The organism is Virgibacillus sp. LDC1 (assembly GCF_025792345.1).
GTDB classification, from domain to species: domain Bacteria; phylum Bacillota; class Bacilli; order Paenibacillales; family Paenibacillaceae; genus Paenibacillus_AQ; species Paenibacillus_AQ lautus.
On record NZ_JAOXLZ010000001.1, the window covers coordinates 1195010 to 1212663 of the forward strand.

14 protein-coding genes are annotated in these 17654 nt (G+C 49.5%); 13 read left to right on the top strand and 1 reads right to left on the bottom strand.

Annotation, left to right across the window (positions count from 1 at the left end):
• Nucleotides 1-24 precede the first annotated feature (24 nt).
• From OHJ21_RS05645 to OHJ21_RS05690, 10 genes are all read left to right on the top strand, one after another.
• Nucleotides 25-1284 carry an alpha-L-fucosidase gene (locus OHJ21_RS05645; protein ID WP_486019481.1) on the top strand — a complete coding sequence of 420 codons (1260 nt, stop codon included), beginning with the start codon at nucleotides 25-27 and terminating at the stop codon, nucleotides 1282-1284.
• 37 nt (nucleotides 1285-1321) lie between these two features.
• Nucleotides 1322-3181 carry a glycoside hydrolase family 35 protein gene (locus OHJ21_RS05650; protein WP_486019482.1) on the top strand — a complete coding sequence of 620 codons (1860 nt, stop codon included), beginning with the start codon at nucleotides 1322-1324 and terminating at the stop codon, nucleotides 3179-3181.
• A gap of 244 nt (nucleotides 3182-3425) precedes the next feature.
• Nucleotides 3426-5087, top strand: coding sequence for a hypothetical protein (locus tag OHJ21_RS05655; RefSeq protein WP_486019483.1), 1662 nt, complete (start codon nucleotides 3426-3428; stop codon nucleotides 5085-5087).
• Between the two features lie 26 nt (nucleotides 5088-5113).
• Nucleotides 5114-5785, top strand: a complete 672-nt coding sequence (locus tag OHJ21_RS05660; RefSeq protein ID WP_486019484.1) for a bifunctional 2-keto-4-hydroxyglutarate aldolase/2-keto-3-deoxy-6-phosphogluconate aldolase — start codon at nucleotides 5114-5116, stop codon at nucleotides 5783-5785.
• Between the two features lie 246 nt (nucleotides 5786-6031).
• Nucleotides 6032-7504 carry a spore germination protein gene (locus OHJ21_RS05665; RefSeq protein ID WP_486019485.1) on the top strand — a complete coding sequence of 491 codons (1473 nt, stop codon included), beginning with the start codon at nucleotides 6032-6034 and terminating at the stop codon, nucleotides 7502-7504.
• Nucleotides 7505-7561: 57 nt separating this feature from the next.
• Complete coding sequence (locus tag OHJ21_RS05670; RefSeq protein ID WP_326117587.1) at nucleotides 7562-8770, top strand: Ger(x)C family spore germination protein; 1209 nt, start codon at nucleotides 7562-7564, stop codon at nucleotides 8768-8770.
• Complete coding sequence (locus OHJ21_RS05675; protein ID WP_100536734.1) at nucleotides 8767-8988, top strand: hypothetical protein; 222 nt, start codon at nucleotides 8767-8769, stop codon at nucleotides 8986-8988. The genes OHJ21_RS05670 and OHJ21_RS05675 overlap by 4 nt, the downstream gene beginning before the upstream one ends.
• Before the next feature lie 21 nt (nucleotides 8989-9009).
• Nucleotides 9010-10104 carry a GerAB/ArcD/ProY family transporter gene (locus OHJ21_RS05680; protein ID WP_486019486.1) on the top strand — a complete coding sequence of 365 codons (1095 nt, stop codon included), beginning with the start codon at nucleotides 9010-9012 and terminating at the stop codon, nucleotides 10102-10104.
• A 157-nt stretch (nucleotides 10105-10261) separates the two neighbouring features.
• On the top strand, nucleotides 10262-11041 hold the full coding sequence (locus tag OHJ21_RS05685) for a MerR family transcriptional regulator (RefSeq protein ID WP_486020999.1): 780 nt from the start codon (nucleotides 10262-10264) through the stop codon (nucleotides 11039-11041).
• The gene (locus tag OHJ21_RS05690; RefSeq protein WP_486019487.1) at nucleotides 11038-11694 is read left to right on the top strand and encodes a GAP family protein; all 657 of its coding nucleotides are present in this window, start codon (nucleotides 11038-11040) and stop codon (nucleotides 11692-11694) included. Before OHJ21_RS05685 ends, OHJ21_RS05690 begins: the two co-directional genes overlap by 4 nt.
• 96 nt (nucleotides 11695-11790) lie before the next feature.
• On the opposite strand, the gene OHJ21_RS05695 is transcribed toward OHJ21_RS05690, so the two are convergent.
• Nucleotides 11791-12483, bottom strand: coding sequence for an aspartate/glutamate racemase family protein (locus OHJ21_RS05695; protein WP_486019488.1), 693 nt, complete (start codon nucleotides 12481-12483; stop codon nucleotides 11791-11793).
• Between the two features lie 298 nt (nucleotides 12484-12781).
• Between OHJ21_RS05695 and OHJ21_RS05700 the strand changes: the two genes are divergently transcribed.
• The 3 genes from OHJ21_RS05700 to OHJ21_RS05710 all read left to right on the top strand — a co-directional run bounded on the left by OHJ21_RS05700 (nucleotide 12782) and on the right by OHJ21_RS05710 (nucleotide 17647).
• Nucleotides 12782-13363 (top strand): biliverdin-producing heme oxygenase, encoded by a 582-nt coding sequence (locus OHJ21_RS05700; protein WP_100536739.1) that lies wholly within the window; start codon nucleotides 12782-12784, stop codon nucleotides 13361-13363.
• A gap of 263 nt (nucleotides 13364-13626) precedes the next feature.
• Complete coding sequence (gene metE, locus OHJ21_RS05705; RefSeq protein WP_486019489.1) at nucleotides 13627-15915, top strand: 5-methyltetrahydropteroyltriglutamate--homocysteine S-methyltransferase; 2289 nt, start codon at nucleotides 13627-13629, stop codon at nucleotides 15913-15915.
• Between the two features lie 304 nt (nucleotides 15916-16219).
• On the top strand, nucleotides 16220-17647 hold the full coding sequence (locus OHJ21_RS05710) for an N-acetylmuramoyl-L-alanine amidase (RefSeq protein WP_326117592.1): 1428 nt from the start codon (nucleotides 16220-16222) through the stop codon (nucleotides 17645-17647).
• The last annotated feature ends 7 nt before the right edge of the window (nucleotides 17648-17654 follow it).

Genomic DNA, 17654 nt, shown 5'->3' on the forward strand with positions numbered 1-17654 from the left:
ACTCATGTGAGGGAGTGAATACAGATGAATGATGATTTGAAGCAGCATACGGATGATCTTGCGGCTTTGCCGACCCCAGAGCAGTTAGTCTGGCAAGACATGGAGCTCGGGATGTTCTGCCATTTTGGAATCAATACGTTCTGTGACCAGGAATGGGGGGAAGGGAGGGATGCTCCGGCTTTGTTTAATCCGGACCGCCTGGATGCCAAACAGTGGGTCCGATCCGCGAAGGAAGCGGGATTCCGTTATTTCATATTGACGGCCAAGCACCATGACGGCTTTTGCCTGTGGCCGACGGCGACAACGGATTACTCGGTAGCCTCGAGCCCGTGGAAGGATGGGCTGGGCGATGTCGTAAAAGAATGCGCAGATGCTTGCCGGGAAGAGGGGATCGGATTCGGTATTTATGTATCCCCTTGGGACAGGCATGAGCCATGTTATGCCGACCCGCAGAAATATGATGACTTTTACTGCAAACAATTGGAGGAGCTCTTAACCGGCTATGGTCCGCTGGTAGAAATATGGTTTGACGGTGCGGGGTCGGAAGGCCGCGAATATGACTGGCCCCGAATCATGGATCTCGTTAAAAGGTATCAGCCCAGCGCCATGGTGTTTAATATGGGCGCGCCGACGATCCGTTGGGTCGGCAATGAGGATGGTGTAGCTCCGTATCCTTGCTGGAACACGGCCGATTCTTCGCGGGGCAGCATGTTCAGCGAAGAATCGCTGAAGTGGCTGCCGGAGACGCCCGGCTGGGTACCTGCGGAATGTGATGTTCCCATTCGCAAAGACCGCTGGTTCTGGCATCCAGACGAAGAACACTTGTTGTTGTCCGTTGATCAGTTAATGGAAATCTATTATCGATCGGTCGGACATGGGGCGACCTTGCTGCTTAATGTCGCTCCAGACCATCGAGGGCTGCTCCCGGAAGCCGATGTAAAGCGGCTGCTGGCATTTGGCAGAGAGATCGAGCGTCGGTTTGGTCATGCCCTGGCTGAAAGCTCGGGATCGGGTGAGGTCGTTGAGTTCCCCCTTCCTGGAGCATGCGTGATCGATCATGTTGTTGTCATGGAGGACATTGCTTACGGAGAACGGGTAAGTCAATATGTGCTGGAAGCCCTCATCGATGGAGAGTGGCTTGAGCTTACACGCGGCAGCGCGATCGGTCACAAAAAAATCGATGCGTTCTCTCCAGTATCTGCCGACAAGGTGCGTTTACGGGTACTGCAATATGCAGCAAGTCCGAAAATCAAAAATATAGCGGTTTATCGCTGCGGGCAATAAATTTGGGGTTTTAAACATGAGGTGGAGGGGATCTGTAATGGGAATGCTCACTTGGGAGAACGGACAATACTTGTTGAACGGGCAGCCGTACCGGATTATATCGGGGGCGATTCACTATTTCCGTGTCGTTCCTGAATATTGGGAGGACAGGCTATTAAAATTAAAGGCCTGCGGCTTTAATACCGTTGAAACATATATCGCCTGGAATGTGCACGAACCCAAAGAAGGGAAATTTAACTTTAGCGGTATGGCCGACGTCGTATCGTTTATCGAATTAGCCGGGAAATTAGACCTTCACGTTATTGTCAGACCAAGCCCGTTTATCTGTGCGGAGTGGGAATTTGGAGGTTTGCCGGGCTGGCTGCTAGGTTATGGAGAAGTCCAGCTTCGTTGCAGTGACCCGCTCTATTTGAGCAAGGTGGATCATTATTACGATGAGCTGATCCCGAGACTGGTTCCTCTGCTGTCCACAAACGGCGGGCCGATTCTGGCCGTGCAGGTCGAAAATGAATACGGTAGTTATGGCAACGATCACGCCTATCTGGAGTATTTGCGCGCAGGGCTGGTCCGGCGGGGCGTTGATGTGCTTCTCTTTACCTCCGACGGACCAACCGACGAAATGCTGCTAGGCGGGTCACTTGACGATGTGCATGCGACTGTGAATTTCGGTTCCAGGGTAGAAGAATCCTTCCGCAAATACCGGGAATATCGAACGGAAGAGCCGCTGATGGTCATGGAATTCTGGAACGGCTGGTTTGATCACTGGATGGAGGACCATCATGTGCGGGATGCGGCGGATGTCGCCGGCGTACTGGATGAAATGCTCCAGAAGGGCTCCTCGATCAATATGTATATGTTCCATGGTGGAACCAACTTCGGCTTTTACAGTGGAGCGAATCACATCCAGGCATATGAGCCAACAACGACAAGTTATGATTATGATGCCCCTTTGACGGAATGGGGGGATAAGACAGAGAAATATGAGGCGGTACGGTCGGTCCTCAGCAAGCATGGTTTTGCGCCAGGTGGTGTCTTCCCGGAGACCGTTCCTAAGGCAGCCTACGGAAAGGTTGCTTTGTCTGAAATGGCCGGTCTATTTACGGAAGCCAATCTACAGCATCTCTCAGAACCGATAAAAAGCGTATGCATCCAGCCGATGGAAAAATTCGGACAGTCCTATGGCTTTATATTGTACAGCACCTTTCTTCAGGGACCGCGGCAAGGACAGCAGCTGCATATCCAGGAGGTCCGAGATCGCGCCCAGGTATTTCTGGACGGTCGGCCGCTCGGCGTGATTGAACGTTGGAATTCAGAGCCGCTCGATATTACCGTTCCCGCAAACGGAGCAAGGCTGGATATTCTCGTCGAGAACATGGGCCGGATCAATTATGGGCCGCTTATCCGTGATCCCAAGGGAATCACGGAAGGTGTGAGAATCGATAACCAGTTCCTGTATGATTGGACGATCCGGCCCCTGCCGCTGGAGCCCGAAATGCTGGCCTCACTCTCTTATAAACCGGTTATGGATGAAGGGCAGGCGGAGCAAGAAGAGCTGTCCATGCCGGAGTCAGTAAACGCGGGCCTGCCAGGATTTTACCGCGGCTGCTTTGAGGTGGAGGACATCGGCGATACGTTTCTTCGCTTTGATGGCTGGACTAAGGGTGTTGCCTGGATCAATGGCTTCAATCTCGGCCGGTACTGGAAGGCGGGGCCGCAAAAGGCATTGTATATTCCCGGCCCTTTATTGCGTAAAGGGAACAACGAACTGGTTCTTTTCGAACTGCATGGCCGTCCCGAATCTTGCGAAGTAGAACTGTCGGATCAACCGGACCTCGGACAGACCGCGGCGGTGGACGAAGCTGTGCTCAATTTCGTACAGGACGGAGAAGACAAATAGTCCATAAAGACACCGATATCGTACGGTTCACCAAGTTCAACGAGCCCGGTCAGAGAATCTCTCTGGTTGGGTTTTTGCTGCAAATAAGATAAATGATGGCATGGGTTCTGAAATATAGCTTCCTTTTTTGTTTATTTAGGTATTTAATGTTTATATAGGTTCAAATGATGTTTCTTTATGTTCGTTTTAATTTTACATTATGTTGGGACGCAGCTTTACCTATCGGATTGGGAAAGGAGAACACATGAACGATTATAAAGATAGAATGAACCGGATTGTCCAGAACGTTGCGGAACAAGCATGGAGACAGCCTTTGCAATCCAGCGGACTGTGGTTTCATAGGGATGTGCGTGATAACTTCTATTATGCCTCCTATCTGTTTGCTGCTTCGGTAGACTTTGAGAATGATCCGCGGTTCAACCGGCGGGAAGGCAAGGGGATGGCAGAGGAGGTTCTGGGTCGTGTGCTTCGGCTGCAGAACAGGGACGCGAAGAGTCCAATGTACGGACACTGGCCGCTGAACCTTGGGCCGAAGCCGGAAGAGGCGAGTCCGCATGCGCTGCCGGTAGAATTGATGGGGAGCTTGATGGTTTTGTTCCATCGTAAGTTTGAAAGTGAGATGAGCGAGAGCTTGGCGGCGGAGTTTGAGGCTGCGCTGGAACACATCTACCACGGAGGTTTTTTTCGCAAGCCGCTCACCGTGTGCAATCATCATGAGGCTAAATATACAGCGGCCAAGTTAATATTCGGCCAGCTCTTTCGCGATACGGAACTTCTGGAAGACGGAAAACAAAGTCTTCGGGATACTCTGAGTCTGCTCCGCCGGGAAGGTATGGCTGAGTATGGGTGCCTGCCGTGGTTCTGGCATTGGACACAGGCGTTCACCTGTGCGCTGGAATTAGCGGAGGAGCCGGAATTGAAGCGGGAGCTTAATGAACTGTTGGATGAGCTGTGGAGCCTGCGCACGGCCTATTATTTGAAAGGGGCTTGGGTAGGAGCCCGCTCCAGGGGATGGCCGCATGATGCGCCGAGGGATGCCAATGTGCTTCACGACTATGTGCAGTTCGGTGATTTCAGCCTCCCGGAGGAGATGCCGCGCACGGAGTATGCCGGTTTTCTGTTCCACGAAGCGCCGGAAGCTAAACGGCGCCTAGCCCTCAATCGAGGCGAACCGACGGAAGTGCGCAAGGCTATGATGAAATCGGTTGACGGCGAGATGAGGCAGCTGCACTCTTATGCTTATGTGACGGCATATTTTGCGGCGGGCGGATTGTGGGAGCGGGTTCGTGAGTTCGACAATGAGCAGCTGCGCTGGATGTTCAGCCTCCCTGTCCGCACCGGCGGCAAGGCCAATCAGCTGTATTTTTTTCACCCGGGAGAGGGATATGATCCTTCTGGAGGCGATCCCCGTCACCAAAGCGAGTGGATGGAGGTGCTGTACCACAAAAATGTGGTGCTTGCGGTTTATCCGCTGCCGGAATCAGCTGATGATGGGGGCGGAGAAGTTGTTGGCGTTCTACCGGAAGGGGAATGGTTGTATGAGGCAGAAGCTTTGTACGGCAAAGTAGATGATGTTTATTTTGCCGTTCATTTGAGTGACGGGACTATTTATGATATTAGGGAACAGTCCGGCTGTCATTTGGTTGTTTGTCAGGGAGCAGGAATCGGTCTTACCGTAGAGGCGGTGTCCGTTCAAGAAGCGGAGCACAGGGGCATCGGACAGCTAGCGGCGTTTGCGCGGCGGATGTCCGAACACAGACCGGAATTCAAAACAGACGGCGGGCATGAGGTTGTGTATACAGGATGGATGACCGAGGATCGGCTACATCTGAAGGTTATGGCTTCAGGCAGCTCAGCGAGAACGATAAATGGGGCGGAGTGTACGTTTGAATTGTATTCTGTGTAGTTATCGAATAGAAAAGAGGAGTTAAGATGAAGAAACTGCAGCTGATTCAAAAAATTGCGGAAGAAGGCGTGGTCGCCGTCCTGCGCGGCGATACGCCGGAGCAGGTTGTGGAGATGGCCGAGCAGGCGATTGCCGGCGGCATCAAAGTGATTGAGGTGACGATGACCGTACCGTTTGCGCTCCGGGCTATTGAAACGCTGTCGCGTAAATATTCATGGAACGCCCAAGACCCTTCCTCCTACGCCATCATTGGGGTAGGTACAGTGCTTGATCCGGAAACCGCGCGTGCTGCGATATTGAGCGGTGCCCAGTTTGTTGTTGGGCCGTGCCTGAGCAGGGATACCGTGATGTTGTGCAACCGCTATCGGATTCCGGTCATGCCGGGGGTAATGACAATCAAGGAAATCCAGGAAGCACTGGAACTGGGGGCGGACATTGTCAAGCTGTTCCCTGGCAACCTGTATGATCCATCCATGATCAAGGCGATCAAGGGTCCGCTGCCGCAGGCGAATATCATGCCGACCGGTGGTGTCTCACTCGACAACCTTGGCGAATGGATCAAGGCCGGGGCGATAGCCGTCGGAATTGGCTCCGATCTGACAAGCGAAGCTTTGAAGCGGCAGGACTACGGCTTGATTGCCCAAAAAGCGGCCGAATACAAGCGAGCGTATCTGCAGGCAAAAGGGCAGACACATTAACAATTAACAACTTTAAAGTGGTAGAAAATTTTGATCAAATTAACGCCTGTTGCGGACTCCCCGAGTCTTCGGTAGGCGTTATTTGTTATTTGAAAGTTCATTCTGAATATCGAATGAAAATCAGTAGTCCGTATAAAAAGTATATAATATCCAGCTGCGGGAACAGTAAAGGAAAAGATAAATGAAGGTCATTGAATTCCTTGTAAGGCAAAGCTGGCCATGAGGGAAAAACGAGGAGTCGTTTACATGACGAATAAAACCACGCGCAATCATGTTTCACCAGAAAAATTGCCGGTTTCCATAGCGGAATTTATCGAAAATATGAAGAATCGATTCGGGCAGAGCGGAGATATCATCTACCGGGAGTTGACCTTGGGCGCTTTCCCTACTGTGATGGTCTATATTGAAGGGATGGGAGATCCCCGCTTGCTAATCGAAGCGATTCATGCAGATTTACCTCTATTTATTGAATTTCCAAACCAGTCACCGGAAGTACGCATGAACATGCTCAAAGAACTCACGATCACAATGGGGAAAGTGGGAGAAGCCAACACCTTTCAAGAAGTGGAAGGGAAATTGTTGTCCGGGAATACAATCATTTTCATGGATGGAACATCAACCTCACTGTACGTTGGTACTGAAGCGCTGAAGCAGCGCGGAGTTGAGGAAGCCAGCTCACAATCCGTAGTAAGAGGGCCGAGGGAAGGCTTTACCGAATCACTCCGCGAGAATACGGCTCTAGTCCGGCGAAGAATTCAAAGCCCTAAGCTTCGTATTGAAGAAAGAACGGTAGGCGAGCACACCAATACGCTAGTGGCGGTGATGTACGTGGATGGATTATATGATATCGATGTCCTTGATGAGCTGCGCAGAAGATTGGATGGAATCAAGCTGGACAGCGTCCTTGAGAGCAATTATATCGAGGAGATGATTCAGGATCATCGGTACAGCCCTTTTCCGACGGTATATAATTCAGAGCGGCCTGACGTCATTGCATCCGCTTTGCTGGAAGGACGAATTGCGATTTTTGTGGAAGGAACGCCCTTTGTGCTGGTGGTTCCGGCGCTGTTCGTTCAACTGTTTCAATCGAGTGAGGACTATTACCAGCGATGGGATTTTGCCAGCCTTGTTCGACTTCTTCGATACTTTTGCTTCGGAATAGCGCTTCTTACACCCTCATTATATATTGCGATTACCACGTTTCATCAGGAAATGCTGCCGACCAACTTGCTGACCAGCTTAATCGGCCAGCGGGAAGGGGTGCCCTTTCCCGCATTTATCGAAGCGCTGATCATGGAGATCACGTTCGAGATTCTGCGTGAGGCCGGCATTCGCTTGCCTAAATCGATTGGCCAATCCGTTTCCATCGTTGGCACTTTGGTCATTGGGCAGGCCGCTGTCGAAGCGGGTCTCGTATCGGCTGCGATGGTTATCGTTGTGTCCATGACAGCGATTGCCAATTTTGCGCTGCCATCCTTCAATATTGGAATCTCGGTGCGGATATTGCGATTTGGACTAATGGGAATAGCAGCGTCGTTTGGATTGTACGGGATGATTATCGGCATGATTATGATTGGCCTTCATCTATGCAGCCTGCAGTCCATGGGGGTTCCTTATATGTCTACTTTTGCGCCTTTACATTGGCGAAGTCAAAAGGATGCTTTGCTGCGAATGTCGCGTCATAGCATGAAGAAATATTTAACCAAATCCAAGACATGAGCCGTCAATTAGCTATGACTTGAGTTCTCTATTTCATATAGATGGGACTGGTTATGTATGTTGGAAAGAAAAATACTTTCAGTCCTGCTCATATTAAGCCTGGCCGTAACACCTGGATGCTGGAGCAGAAAAGAATTGAATGAGCTTGCCGTCGTCATGGCACTTGGAATTGATACGCATGAGAATGGGTATGCCATTTCTGCTCAAGTGCTCAATTCCGCAGAGGCGGGCTCCAAAAAAGGCGGATCGATGGGGAGTCTTCCGGTCGTCACCTATAAGTCAGTCGGCAAAACCATCCCCGACGCCCTTCAGCGCATGTTAAGCATGGCACCTCGGAGACTGTATCTGTCCCACGTTCGCGTGTTGGTATTTGGCGAAGAGATGGCCCGGACAGGGGTCAGCGATGTCCTCGATTATATCTCCCGAAATCATGAGCTTCGAACGGATTTCTTCATGCTCGTTGCCAAGAACGGAAAGGCCGCGGAGATCCTGGAGGTCGTTACGCCATTTGAGTATGTTCCGGCGAACTCGCTCTATTCCTCCATTCTGATATCGGAAAAAAAATGGGCAGCGACGGGGAAAGTCACCTTGCAGCAGTTTGTGACGGAGTTAAAACGCAACGGCTCAGATCCTGTATTATCCGGTGTCCAATTAAACGGCAGTTTAGCCGAAGGACAGTCTATGGAGAATGTGAAGGAAATCAATCCCTCAACGCTTCTTCAACATACGGGCCTCGGCGTGTTTAAAGGGGACCGGCTTGTAGGATGGCTGGGGGAACCGCCCAGCAAGGCCGTCAATTATGTCCTCAATAAAGTCGACAATACAGCGGGATATATTTCATGTCCGGATGGCGGCATTGTCGGGTTCGCGGTGAACCGGGCAGACACAACGCTTGATGTTACGCTCAATGCGGAGGGGATTCCCGAATTTTCAGCCGAGCTGGAGGTCGAGGCCGACGTGAATGCCGTTCAATGTCCGATTGATATCAGTCAACCAGCTGTCATAGACGAATTAGAGAAGGATATCGAGGATAAATACAGCACCAACATTCGGAAGCACATCGGGCTGGTGCAGCAGCGTTATGGATCCGATGTTTTTGGATTCGGCGAGGTCCTGCACCGAAAATATCCGGACATTTGGAAAAAATACCGGAATCATTGGGGAGAAACCTTTAAAACGATGAGGATCCGCGTGGATACCGATGTAGCGATCCGCCGGATCGGATCCATCATACAACCCTTAAACCAAAAGGTGGATGAGCCGTGAATTGGCATTGGTTATTCATATTGTTCCTATCCATCGTATTCATTACGGAAACCCGGCATCTTATGAAGCTGCGCTCCCTTAGGGACACGATCGTGTTCTATGCGGTATGGGGAGTAACCTTGCTGGCCTTGTTCGGGGATATGATGGAGGTCCCTTATTTAAGGCCGCTGGACTGGATCCGCGCCTTGATGCAGCCGCTGAACAGGTTAATCTCATAATGAAGAAGGGTATGGTAACACGTGATCAAATACAAGGATATCGCCGCACGGCAATTTTTTATACTGACTTTCGGCTTGACCATCGGAACCTCGATCCTGGTTACCCCCTCCGGGTTAGCACATACCGCACGGGAAGATGCGTGGATAGCCTCCCTCTTCAGTATCTTCATCAACCTCCTTATGGTTGGGCTGTACATAGCCATCGCGCGTGTCTATCCAGGCCAAACGATCTTCGAGATCCATGAGAAGGTGCTCGGGAAGCTGCTGGGAAAGATCCTCTCGCTGATTTATCTATTTTACTTTTTAATTCTTACGGGCACATTGCTCGGCAACTTGGGTTTTTTTCTGAGCAGCGAAATGATGCCGGAGACGCCGATCGAAGCCATTCAAATCTTGTTTTTGATAGCGGCCGTCATGTGTGCCAGGATGGGCATCATTCTTTTGGCCCGTGTCGGTGAATTAATGTTTCCGTGGATTGTATTTCTGTTTATGGTTCTTGTCCTCTCGCTCACTCCCCAGATCGGTTGGAACCATATCAAACCTATGCTTGAGGAAGGCTGGATGCCTGTTGCCAAGGCCGGATATCATGCCTCCATGTTTCAGGAACTGATTGTGCTGATGGTGTTCCTGCCTCTGGTCAAGGGGGAGAAAAAAGGGGAGAGGGCATGGATGGGGGGAGCTGCTGCAGGCGGATTCGTGCTGAGCATCATCGTCCTGCTCAGTGTGTTGATTCTGGGAATTGAACAGACGGAGAATAGCACGTTTCCGGCATTTGCACTCGCGAAGACGATTAACCTAGGAAACTTCTTTCAACGTGTTGAAGGCATATTGATTACGCTTTGGATCCTGACTTTTTTTATCAAGATCTCTCTATTGTATCTTTCCATTCTTCAAGGAATGAAGACTGTGTTCCGACTGAAGGAACAAAATCCGCTGATCTATCCGTTGTCCGTGCTGTTTATCATCGTGGCCTGGAATACATACATCAACACTGTTTATGTTGCTGATATCATTCAGAATGTGTGGTCGAGTTACGCCCTTCTCCACTTGTTGGTGATTCCCATGGGTCTTTATCTGATCGGGTTAACCAGAACGAAAATCCTCAAATCGAAGTGAATTTCAGATTGTTTTAGAACCATGCCCGATCCCTCGGGCTTTTTTTGTGCCGGCTGCATCGAATCATAAATGTACTATTTTTTAATTAAAAAGCTTGAAAGTGACGTAACGTCATCTTATATACTGAAAGTATCAAAGACGATTAAGAAAGCAGGTGATGAAGTCGATTCCCATTCAAGAATTATCCAAACAGACGGGGATTACGGTAAGAACGCTGCGCTATTATGACCAGATTGGCTTGCTGATTCCTGCCGCCAAAACACCGGGCAAACATCGTATATACAGTGATGATGAATTAAAGAAGCTGCAGCAAATACAGTTTCTAAAAAAGCTGGGCTTCAGTTTGCAAGAAATATCGGATATGATTTCAAATCCGGAATGGAACTGGTCCACCAGTTTGATGAATCAGTTGGACTTCGTGTTGAACGAACAAAAAAAGCTGAACCAGATGGAATCGGCGCTGCGGGCTGTGCTTCATAGCATCGCGGTGGAAGGTGAGACAAGCTGGGATGTTATTCAGAAATTAATACACCTCTTCGGAAGAGACCCCTCGTTAAAGCATTCATTAAGGCAACAAATGTTTGAGAAGCGCGAAGTAGAGTTGTTTAGTCTGCTTCCCAATATGAACAGCACCGATCCCGACTCTCTCGAGTGGATTGCGCTGTTGGGGCAGCTCAAACGGCGGATGCAGGACGGACCCGACTCACCGGATGTACAACGAATTGTACGTCGGATGGATGAGAAACGACTGGAGGTATTTGAAGATGAAGATCCCTTCGTAGATAAGCTGTGGGAAATCCGTAAATCCCGGGCACAGTCGGAGCAGATGGGGTTATATCCCATCGAGGATGAACTTCTTCAATTCATGGAACAGGCTTTTGAAATTTATGTATTGCAAAAGGATAAAAAACAAGTTGAAGAGGGGGAGACTACTTGACGCTGGAACTGCTGCTCTCCATTGGAGCCTTATCACTCTTGGACATGCTGAGTCCAGCCACGCTTGGCGTAACGGTGTATTTGCTCATGACCGAACGGGACCGGTTAATCCCGCGTTTATTCATTTATTTATTCACAGTGGCGGGTTTCTACTTCCTTGTTGGAGCAGCGCTTATGCTGGGCTTGGATGCTGTTCTGCAATCCGTAACCGGCATCTTTCAGAATCGAACGCTCAGCTGGGTCATGGCCGTGATCGGCGGAGTCCTGTTTGTTGCCAGCTTCTTTATCCCAACAAAAAAATCGTCCGAGCCGCGCCGTCCAAGATCCAACAGCTTCGGGGCCATGATCGGGCTTGGTTTCACGACCTCCCTGCTGGAGGTAGCAACAGCCCTTCCGTATTTTGCGGCCATCGGACTCATGACTAAGGCGCAGTTAACTACAGTTCAATGGATGCCCATCCTGGCTGCATACAATATCGTGATGGTGCTGCCTCCATTCATTTTGCTCGGTTTACACCTCGTATTAGGTCGCATGATGCAGCGTCCGCTGGAGAAGCTGCGCCTGAGAATCGCGAAGAGCTCCGGATCGATTCTGTCATGGGTGCTGTGCATTGCCGGGCTGATCTTGTTGCTGAACAGCATAGATAACTTGTAAAGAAATCCGATTTTGAATGAAGAACTCGCTGGATGAGAGAGGGCCGAGAAGCATCGGCGCCCTTTCTCGAAATCGGGAAGGTCAGCCCATGAAGAGTCAGCCTTCCAACGATGTATGAACAGCTTCAATGGCATGTATGAAGGTTGTATCAAACAGAGGAACTATGGAATCCTCGGGTTTAATTAATAATCCGATCTCCGTACAGCCTAGAATAATTCCTTCGGCTCCATCTTGAATCAGCCGTTCAATAACCTCTTTATAGTAAGCTTTTGAATCCGATTGGATGTTACCGAGACATAACTCCTCATATATCACTTTATTTACGATCTCTCGATCTTGTTCATTGGGAATAAGCACTTTGATATGATTAGATTCTAATCTTTGCTTGTAAAAATTCTGCTCCATCGTATATTTGGTTCCAAGCAAGCCTACTGTGCGAATTCCCTGTTCACGGATTTGATTTGCCGTGGCATCGGCAATGTGCAGCACAGGGATATTTATTTTTTCTTCGATATCCTCTAGTACCATGTGCATCGTATTCGAACATATCACAACAAAATCGGCGCCGCCCTTTTCTAAAGAAAGCGCAACTTCGCCCAATGTTTCACCGGCTTTTTTCCAGTTCCCCTCAGATTGATAGCGTTCAATCTCTTCGAAATTCACGCTGTACATAAGGCATTTGGCCGAGTGGAGGCCGCCGAAGCGGCATCTCACCTGCTCATTTATGATTCTGTAGTATTCAATGGAGGATTCCCAGCTCATTCCCCCGATAAGTCCAATCGTCTTCATAGATAAGCTCCTTTGCGGTCCTAAGTAAACCCATTATAGGGTGTTTCAACATGCATAACAAATACTATCTCCGTATCCGATCCATGGTGTTCGCATCCGAGAGACTGCAAGGTAGAGTTTGAGTTTCTGGTCTAGAAAGGATCACCAGGGCTGCCGTTAAGCCTGCTAAGTATTCATATTATTCTCGTTATGATATATTAATCGCAGGGTTCATCGACTGACCGGCACCTAAAACTCGCGGTTTGCTACAGATGTGCTTGTCCTGGTATTACAGCTCGAAACATTGAGGGGGTTATCCATGAGCACACGGATTTTAGAACGGTTACGAGAAGAGACGGCAGCGCAGCATGAACGAATCGAACAGAATCCATACGCCAAAGCTGCATTCGATCAGACCCTGACCATTGATCAATATCGGTCTTATTTAGCAAAGTTTTACGGATTCATTAAACCAGTCGAAGAGCAGCTTATGGAGGATGAAGCCCTGAACCATATGGGATTGGATATGGGGATTCGGATGAAGTCGAAGCTATTGGAAGATGATCTTATCCATCTGGGAATGACTCCTGATGAGATTACACATTTGCCGCCGTGCAGCCGATTGCCCGAGCTGAGAACCCGTGCGCAAATATTGGGGTATTTGTACGTTTTGGAGGGATCTACACTTGGTGGCCAAGTTATTACGAAACAGCTGATGAAGTTCTTGCCACTGGGCCCCGAGTCGGGCAGCCGTTATTTTTATGCATATGGTCAAGAGACCAAGTTAAGATGGACCGAATTCCGGGAAGTACTGCTTTCCAATGCCACGGAGGATTCGGACGTGGTTATTAACTCGGCTATAGAAACTTTCCGTTTATTGGATGCTTGGATCAGAGAATAGGACTAATTTTTGCGAACGGACTCCAACATTCGTGATTTAATCGCATGTGATTGACTTAAATCGCCTTTAATAGCCATAGAAACACTTTTATGAAAAAAAACGTGTCCATATCACGTTTTTTTTATTGGCGTGAAACAAGCTTACATATACTCCTGTCTAGCTATAGCCGTAGGCTATAACTAGATATAGCTTATATGAGTTACACTATACCGATCAATACGTGATATCTTTCTTGTAACAATTTGTATAGGAGTGTTACATAGATGGCAAAGAGCAGTGTACTGGGATATCCGCGTATTGGCGCTGATCGGGAATGGAAAAAAGCCCTGGAAGCATTCTGGGCGGGCAAGCTCGAAGAATCGGAGTTTCACAAGCAGCTGCAGGAGATTCGGTTGAATCATTTACGCAAGCAGCAGGAGAGCGGAATTGATTTGATCGCCGTCAATGATTTTAGTTATTACGATCATGTTCTGGACACCGCGACGATGTTCGGTATCGTACCGAAGCGCTTCGCTTACGAGGGCGGTGTTGTGCCATTGTCAGTATATTATGGTATAGCTCGCGGAACGAAGGACGCTACAGCAAGTGAAATGACCAAGTGGTTTAACACCAATTACCACTATATCGTACCAGAATTGGATGGGGCGGCTCCAGTTTTGACGGAGAACAGACCGCTGGCAGCTTATCGAGAGGCCAAGGAGAAACTCGGGATAGAAGGCAAGCCGGTTATTGTCGGTCCGCTCACTTTCCTGAAGTTGTCCAAAGGCTACCAAGCCTCGGAAACGGATGCCTGGCTTGATAAATTACTGCCGCTGTACGTTCAGATCCTTCAGGAGCTCACTCAAGAAGGCGTTCAATGGGTACAGATTGACGAGCCGATCCTGGTAACGAAATTAAGCGAAGCCGATCTGAAGCGCTTAACAACCATCTATGAAACGTTTGCGACTTCGGCGCCTGGCCTAAACATCATGCTGCAAACCTATTTTGAATCCGTAGAAAACTATCAGGATATCATTCAGCTTCCGGTTAGCGGCATCGGACTTGACCTGGTGCATGGTTACCAAGGCAATGTGCAAGCCATTAAACAGTCAGGGTTTCCTGCGAATAAAGTGTTGGGCGCCGGTATGATCGACGGACGGGGCATCTGGAAGGCGTCGCTTCGCGAGAAGCTGTCGCAATTGGAAGAGCTGACGACATACGTAGCCGCTGAACGGTTGATCGTTCAATCCTCGTGCAGCTTGCTGCATGTTCCAGTGACGGTGAACAATGAAACGAAACTGCAGCCTGAACTAAAAGGGGCGCTCGCCTTTGCCGACGAGAAGCTGAATGAACTGGTACTTTTGACAAAAGCAATCTCTACAGGCACAGCCCGAATCTCCAAGGAACTGGAGGAATGCGAGGCTGCGCTTCAGGCACTTAAACAATCCGAAGAGCGCAATCGACATGACATTCAGCAGACAGTTGCCGAGATTAGTGCTCAGAATCCGGCTCGCAGTCTGCCGTTCACAGAGCGTCATGTCGCTCAACAGAATAAGTGGAAGCTGCCGATTCTTCCGACCACGACGATCGGCAGCTTCCCTCAGTCAGCCGAGGTGCGCAAGGCACGCCAGGCGTGGCGTAAGGGAGAATGGAATCATGAGCAGTATGAGCGATTCATTCAGGAGCAAATCGATGTTTGGATCAAGCTGCAGGAAGAGATCGGCCTGGATGTGCTTGTGCACGGCGAGTTCGAGAGAACGGACATGGTTGAATTTTTCGGAGAGAAGCTTGGGGGCTTTGCCTTCACTCAGTTTGGATGGGTTCAGTCTTACGGCTCACGCTGCGTGAAACCGCCCGTGATCTTCGGGGATGTGGCATTCGAGAAACCGATGACGGTGAAGGAAACGAAATATGCACAATCGAAGACTAACCGGCCCGTGAAAGGGATGCTTACCGGCCCGATTACGATCATGAACTGGTCGTTCGTCCGCGAAGACATCTCGCGGGAACAGATTGCTTATCAACTGGCCTATGCCTTAAGACGGGAAGTTGAGGCGCTGGAGCAGGCGGGCATCGGAATGATTCAGGTGGATGAGCCTGCGGTCCGCGAAGGGCTGCCGCTGAAGGAGGAAGACCAAGCGGAGTATCTTGCATGGGCTGTTAAAGCCTTCCGTATGACTACATGCACGGTTCAGCCGACCACGCAAATTCATACGCATATGTGTTATTGCGAGTTCCATGACATGATCGATTCGATTGAGGCGATGGATGCCGATGTCATCTCGATTGAAACTTCGCGCAGTCATGGCGAACTGATCCATAGCTTCGAAGTCAATACCTACAGATTAGGGATTGGACTTGGCGTGTATGATATCCATAGTCCACGGGTACCTCGTGTGGAAGAGATGACAAGTATGATCGAGCGTGCACTGCGGGTCCTGGAACCGAAGCTGTTCTGGATCAACCCGGACTGCGGTCTCAAAACACGCGGTAAGGAAGAAACGGTCGCATCTCTCCGTAACATGGTCCAAGCAACGGAGATCGCTCGGTCGTCCTATTCGCTGAACGTGTAACGTAGACACACGCCTTCTGCCTGTACGATTGACGTCGATCTGTCATTGGAGAATTAGGGAGGAGACACGTCGCAACGGGTTTATAAATTTAAAAGTGTATGATTTCGAGAAAGCCGCACACGTGCGGCTTTTTTTCTGCGCGGTAGTTTTGCCTCGTCATGAATCTATGAAAATACTCTTGTTTGTATCCATAGTACAGTATCGGACACAAGTTGTTGACAACTTGGTAAAATCGTTGTCACATCCGGCGATTATATTCTTCTTATGGAATCGTATCTAGCACGATCACCCAGAAGGAGGAGCCATGAAATATTACAAGAAACGCAAAAAATTTGTCATCCTATTCTATATTCTACTGATTGCCATCATGTCTATTGTCGGCTTCAAAATGGTAGTAAACACAGGTGCATCTACTATGGAGCTGGTACCGGCATCATCGGCCAAACTTGCGGATTCCTTTAAGACGCTTCCTGCCGTGCCCCATCATCAAGAGATATTTCGGATCGTCATCGATCCAGGCCACGGGGGAAAGGATCCTGGAGCTACAGGAGTCAGCGGCGCATATGAGAAGGCGTTCAACCTGTCCCTCGCCGGACGGGTTGCTGCCCTCCTTGAGGAGGATCCTATGTTTGAGCCTCTATTGACACGAACGGATGACCGTTTCATTGAATTGGATGAACGGGCAGCGATCGCGAATGATTGGAATGCGGATGCCATGGTGTCCATTCATGGCAACACTTATACCGATCCTATGACATCGGGTACTGAAACCCTATACCGGCACGCGGATAGCATTCCTTTGGCCGAAACCCTGCAGAAGCATTTGGTGAGGGCGATCGACCTTCGTGATCGCGGTATAAAGGAAGAGCAATTAAAAGTGCTTTCAACGCCGATAATGCCGGCAGTGCTTATCGAAGTCGGGTATCTTACCAATGCCGAGGATGAGCGATTCCTGTTAAGTAATGAAGGACAAGAGCTGGCGGCAGAAGCCATTGTTGATGGGCTCAAGGACTATTTTGCGGGAGCGCAGGAACTTTCCCTTGAGCAGCAAGCGAAGGATGGTTCAGATGAAGAAAAATCATTGGGCACTTCTCAAAGCGGGGAGAAAAAGGTGTATTTTAATGGATCAGCACAGGACGGTAAACAGGTCGCACTTACATTCGATGATGGACCGGATGCCATGGTTACGCCTAAAATTCTTGATATCCTGAAAGAAAACGATATTAAAGCTACCTTTTTTATTCTGGGAAACCGGGCTGAGGCCCATCCTGAGACTGTGCGGCGGATTGCAGAGGAGGGGCACGCGATAGGAAATCATTCCTGGTCACATCCAAACTTTACCGAAATATCGATGGAGGAAGCGCTAAATCAGGTGAAGAATACGCAGGATGAACTGAACGACATTATCGGCTATCGTCCATCCTTGTTTAGGCCGCCTTATGGCGCTTTGGATGAGGACAAAGTGGAAGCTATACAAAATATGGATTTAGCGATCGTGAATTGGTCCGTGGATACGATGGATTGGTCGGGGGCGCCCGCGCAGGAGATCATCAGGACCATTGACGAGCAGTTGAAGCCAGGAGGCATCATTCTTCAGCATACCGCAAATGGTAAGAACCATCTTGCCAACACGCTGGAGGCACTCCAACTGTTCATACCGGATCTGAAAGATCAAGGCTACTCGTTCGTCACGGTCCCGGATCTGCTGCATTTGCCCGAATCGCAGTCTTAATAAGCCT

Bases quoted from the DNA above. Each gene is read 5' to 3' on its own strand.
- OHJ21_RS05660 (WP_486019484.1), top strand. From the start codon at position 5,114: ATGAAGAAACTGCAGCTGATTCAAAAAATTGCGGAAGAAGGCGTGGTC.
- OHJ21_RS05670 (WP_326117587.1), top strand. From the start codon at position 7,562: ATGTTGGAAAGAAAAATACTTTCAGTCCTGCTCATATTAAGCCTGGCC.
- OHJ21_RS05645 (WP_486019481.1), top strand. From the start codon at position 25: ATGAATGATGATTTGAAGCAGCATACGGATGATCTTGCGGCTTTGCCG.
- OHJ21_RS05695 (WP_486019488.1), bottom strand. From the start codon at position 12,483: ATGAAGACGATTGGACTTATCGGGGGAATGAGCTGGGAATCCTCCATT.
- OHJ21_RS05655 (WP_486019483.1), top strand. From the start codon at position 3,426: ATGAACGATTATAAAGATAGAATGAACCGGATTGTCCAGAACGTTGCG.
- OHJ21_RS05700 (WP_100536739.1), top strand. From the start codon at position 12,782: ATGAGCACACGGATTTTAGAACGGTTACGAGAAGAGACGGCAGCGCAG.
- OHJ21_RS05650 (WP_486019482.1), top strand. From the start codon at position 1,322: ATGGGAATGCTCACTTGGGAGAACGGACAATACTTGTTGAACGGGCAG.
- OHJ21_RS05665 (WP_486019485.1), top strand. From the start codon at position 6,032: ATGACGAATAAAACCACGCGCAATCATGTTTCACCAGAAAAATTGCCG.
- OHJ21_RS05710 (WP_326117592.1), top strand. From the start codon at position 16,220: ATGAAATATTACAAGAAACGCAAAAAATTTGTCATCCTATTCTATATT.
- OHJ21_RS05685 (WP_486020999.1), top strand. From the start codon at position 10,262: ATGAAGTCGATTCCCATTCAAGAATTATCCAAACAGACGGGGATTACG.
- metE (WP_486019489.1), top strand. From the start codon at position 13,627: ATGGCAAAGAGCAGTGTACTGGGATATCCGCGTATTGGCGCTGATCGG.